Origin of the sequence: Staphylococcus canis (assembly GCF_016238445.1) — a bacterium.
Taxonomy (GTDB): domain Bacteria; phylum Bacillota; class Bacilli; order Staphylococcales; family Staphylococcaceae; genus Staphylococcus; species Staphylococcus canis.
In genome coordinates, this window is record NZ_JABANU010000047.1 from 1 (window position 1) to 4,096 (window position 4,096).

At 35.5% G+C, this 4,096-nt stretch carries 4 protein-coding genes and 1 rRNA gene; all 5 read right to left on the minus strand.

The window, feature by feature from the left end:
* Nucleotides 1-103 (minus strand): 16S ribosomal RNA (locus HHH54_RS10755); the annotation flags it as partial.
* Between the two features lie 413 nt (nucleotides 104-516).
* The gene (gene recR / locus HHH54_RS10760; RefSeq protein WP_198618795.1) at nucleotides 517-1,113 is read right to left on the minus strand and encodes a recombination mediator RecR; all 597 of its coding nucleotides are present in this window, start codon (nucleotides 1,111-1,113) and stop codon (nucleotides 517-519) included.
* A 1-nt stretch (nucleotide 1,114) separates the two neighbouring features.
* Nucleotides 1,115-1,435: a YbaB/EbfC family nucleoid-associated protein gene (locus tag HHH54_RS10765; protein WP_103208616.1), complete on the minus strand. Its 321-nt coding sequence runs from the start codon at nucleotides 1,433-1,435 to the stop codon at nucleotides 1,115-1,117.
* A gap of 160 nt (nucleotides 1,436-1,595) precedes the next feature.
* Nucleotides 1,596-3,281: a DNA polymerase III subunit gamma/tau gene (dnaX, locus tag HHH54_RS10770; RefSeq protein WP_198618796.1), complete on the minus strand. Its 1,686-nt coding sequence runs from the start codon at nucleotides 3,279-3,281 to the stop codon at nucleotides 1,596-1,598.
* Nucleotides 3,282-3,347: 66 nt separating this feature from the next.
* Nucleotides 3,348-3,881, minus strand: a complete 534-nt coding sequence (locus HHH54_RS10775) for a GNAT family N-acetyltransferase (RefSeq protein WP_198618797.1) — start codon at nucleotides 3,879-3,881, stop codon at nucleotides 3,348-3,350.
* Between the last annotated feature and the right edge of the window lie 215 nt (nucleotides 3,882-4,096).

Sequence of the window (4,096 nt, forward strand, 5' to 3'; positions counted from 1 at the left end):
CCGCTAACGTCAAAGGAGCAAGCTCCTCGTCAGTTCGCTCGACTTGCATGTATTAGGCACGCCGCCAGCGTTCATCCTGAGCCAGGATCAAACTCTCCATATTAGAGTAAGCTTGATATAGCTCTTTTGATTGATTCAGTCAATCAGTCTGTCAGTACGTTGTACTGTGTTTTATCGGAATTAACGTTGACATATTGTCATTCAGTTTTCAATGTTCAATTCATTTCTTTTTGACTCGACAAGAATTAATTATACATAACTCTTTTTAGAAAGTCAACAGTTTTTTTAAATTATTTTTGAGGTTTGTTTCGCGATGCGTTATGTCGCTCAACAAGATATAACTATACAGTACAATGATAAGTTTCACAACACTAAAATTTACACTCTTTAAACCTCTTTAACACTTTAACGCTTCATTTACATTATTTAATTTAACATGAATATCATGTTATAAAAAAATGATAGGCAAACACTATACATAATGCTTACCTATCACACTCTTAAACTAAAAACGTATTACATTTCCGTGCGTCCTGTAATCGCTCTAGATAATGTTACTTCATCCGCATACTCTAAGTCGCCACCTACTGATAACCCTTGAGCTAATCGAGTAACACGAATACCTAAAGGTTTTACAAGTCTCGAAATATACATTGCTGTCGATTCACCTTCTAAGTTCGGGTTCATTGCTAAGATTAATTCTTTTACGTTTTCATCTTTTAAACGTTCTATTAATGCAGGAATGTTAATATCTTCTGGTCCAATACCATCCATTGGAGAAATAGTTCCATGTAAAACATGATATAAACCTTTGTATTCTTTCATCTTTTCCATAGCAATGACATCTTTATCACTTTCTACAACACAAATCATCGAACGATCTCTTTGTTTGTCTGAACATATATAACATGGATCTTGCTCAGTAATATGACCACATACACTACAATAGGTAAGTTCTCTCTTAACATCGACAAGTGCTTTTGCGAATTGAACAACGTCATCTTCTTTCATATCTAATACATGAAAAGCCAGACGTTGAGCCGTTTTAGGGCCAATGCCTGGCAATTTCATGAAACTGTCAATGAGTTTAGATATTGGTGCAGGATAATGCATATTACATCATACCTGGAATGTTAAGACCTTTAGTATGCTTACCTAAGCGTTCAGCTGTTAATTCATCTGCTTTATTCATTGCTTCATTTGTTGCAGCTAGTACTAAATCTTGTAACATTTCAACATCTTCTGGATCTACAACTTCTTCATTAATGACAACATCCACTACTTCTTTATGGCCTGTCACAACTACTTTAACCATGCCACCGCCAGCAGTACCTTCTACCTTTTCTTCTTTTAGCTTCTCTTGCTCATCAGCCATTTTCTTTTGCATTTTTTGCATTTGTTTCATCATTTGTTGCATATTACCGCCACCGCGCATAATACATTCCTCCTTGGTTATTTCATATTCTTATCGTATCATGTTTAAAGCTTTAGCTTAAATTTGTATTTATAAAGACATAGACTGCCACCATCTAAATATAGGTTCTTAGTCTATTTCTTAAACTCGATTTTTATTATACATTCCTTTATGGCCATTGTCATGTTTCGTCATCTACAACGTGAACTAATGATTCACCAAACATATCTTTAGCAGTCTGAACGATATCATTTTCTTTTGGAGATTGCTCTGTGTGCGTAACTGGTGTTCGACCTTGTTTACGTTTTTCAATATAATCTTTACGTACTTGCATCCATTTGTCAGTCGGGACACCTACAACTTCAACAGATTTATGGATAATATCCTTCACAACATCTTCAACACTTTTTCGCTTCTTCTCATCTTTTTTCAATATTTCGCAATGAATTTCATCATCAAATTGAATTAACACTTTATCTTCACTCGCTGCAACGGGTTGTGAGTTTTGAAGTAAGCTGACCAATGCTTTCTGATCGCGATCTTTCGCATATTGTATCACGTCAGCCCATCTTTCTTTAATTAAAGCAATATCTTCTTTATTTGCTTTGTCTAATACTTTTGCAATTTGCTCCACTGAGAAAGTTGAACGACTATTACGACGTTGCTTTGGACGTGATTGTGTTGTGTTCGGAGTGACACCTTGTGATTTTAGTGTTTGTAACTCTGACTCTAATGCTTCCATACGTCTAACTAAAGCTTCATCGCTTTCTGAAGGTGCATGATTCACAACAACTTCTCCAGTTTGAGTTGCTTCTTTAATCATTTCTGAAATTTTAACAATCAACACTTCAAAATGGACATTTTGATTGACACTAAAACGAATGGAGACGATGGTATCGTTAATCACATCTATCATTTTATAAAGTGTGTTTAAGTCAAACTCCATTAATGCATCATGTTCAAAAGTACTTTCTGTTGTTTTAGCCATGATCGTATCTCTTACAAAGTAAATCATATCATTAATTAAACGATTGACTTCTTTACCCTCACTGATAAAGCGATGATATGTTTCAAATGCTTCATGTATTCGATTTTCAGTAATGAATTCAAATAATGTATTAATATCAGCTTCAGCCAAACTACCTGTGACATCTAATACATCCTTTAATGTAAGATGGTCATCTCCAAAAGCAATGGCTTGATCCATAATACTTAAAGCATCACGCATACCACCCTCTGAAACTTTCGCAATAAATGTTAGTGCTTCATCATCGTATTCAATTTGTTGTGAAGATGCGACGTATGCTAAACGTTTTACAATTTGATTGGTATCAATCGCTTTAAAATCGAATCGCTGCGCACGTGAAATAATAGTGGGCGGGATTTTATGAGGTTCTGTTGTTGCTAAAATAAAAATAGCGTGTGCTGGCGGTTCTTCTAAAGTTTTTAAAAGTGCATTAAAGGCACCCGTTGTCAGCATATGAACCTCGTCAATAATATACACCTTATAACGTGACTCGCTTGGGGCATATTTCACTTTATCTCTAATGTTACGAATTTCATCTACACCATTATTACTTGCAGCATCAATTTCAATCACATCTGAGTTGGTTCCCTGTGTAATCCCTTTACATATCGGACACGTATTACATGGCTCGCCATCATCACGCACTTCACAGTTAATGGCTTTCGCAAAAATTTTCGCGATACTTGTTTTACCTGTACCTCTAGGACCACTAAAAATATAGGCATGAGATTGTTTATTTTTCGCAATCGCATTACGAAGTGTCCGTGTTACATGTTCTTGCCCCACGACATCTTCAAAGCTTTGGGGTCTAAACATACGATATAACGCTTGGTAATTCACATCTGCACCTCCGTATTTACAATGGTTATATTATATCACGGTTAAGTGGATTTGCATGTTCAAAAATCAATCTATAAAAACTTCTGTATCTAATACTTCGCCATGAGGTGGATCTTCTAATGTATCCCATAAAAATTTCACTCTAAATCGTGACGGATCAACATGACTAGGGGGTTCAATATCATGAGATTGCGCTTCATCGTACCCTAAATGTTTGAAGTAATGTTGATAATCTTCTACTACAATTGCTGTGTACTCTTCACTTAACGCACGATCTTCAAGGGCTTGTACTAATGCTTTTCCAATCCCTTTCGATTGATATGCTTGCGCCACCGCTAATGAGGCAATGGCAAGTATTGTATACGTATGATCTTGATGCTTTAATTCAACCTCTGAACAGAGTGCATGCCCAATAATTTCGCCTGCTTCTGTTTTAGCAATGACTTCTAACTCATAACGGTAATGTGGCGCGTATCTTAAACGTTTAATACACTGCACCATTTTTTCAGCGGGTATAGATGTTGTTTCAAATACTTTTTCTACCATCTCAAGTGACGTATTATAATCATTTTCTGTTAATGTACTAATAAATATAGACATGATATCTCCCCTTAGTTGCTTATTATCACTATTGTATCAAAAACAAAAGGATAGGCGCTCGTGATTATAGCTCATACTGACAATTAAAGGCTCTATACTTTTAACGGTTGGTGAAATATTCACTAGCCGTTATTTTTTAGTTTTTAATATAAAAACGGCACAAATATCTCTATAATTGTAAGTACCAACAAACGAATTAAGGAGAGATATTTATG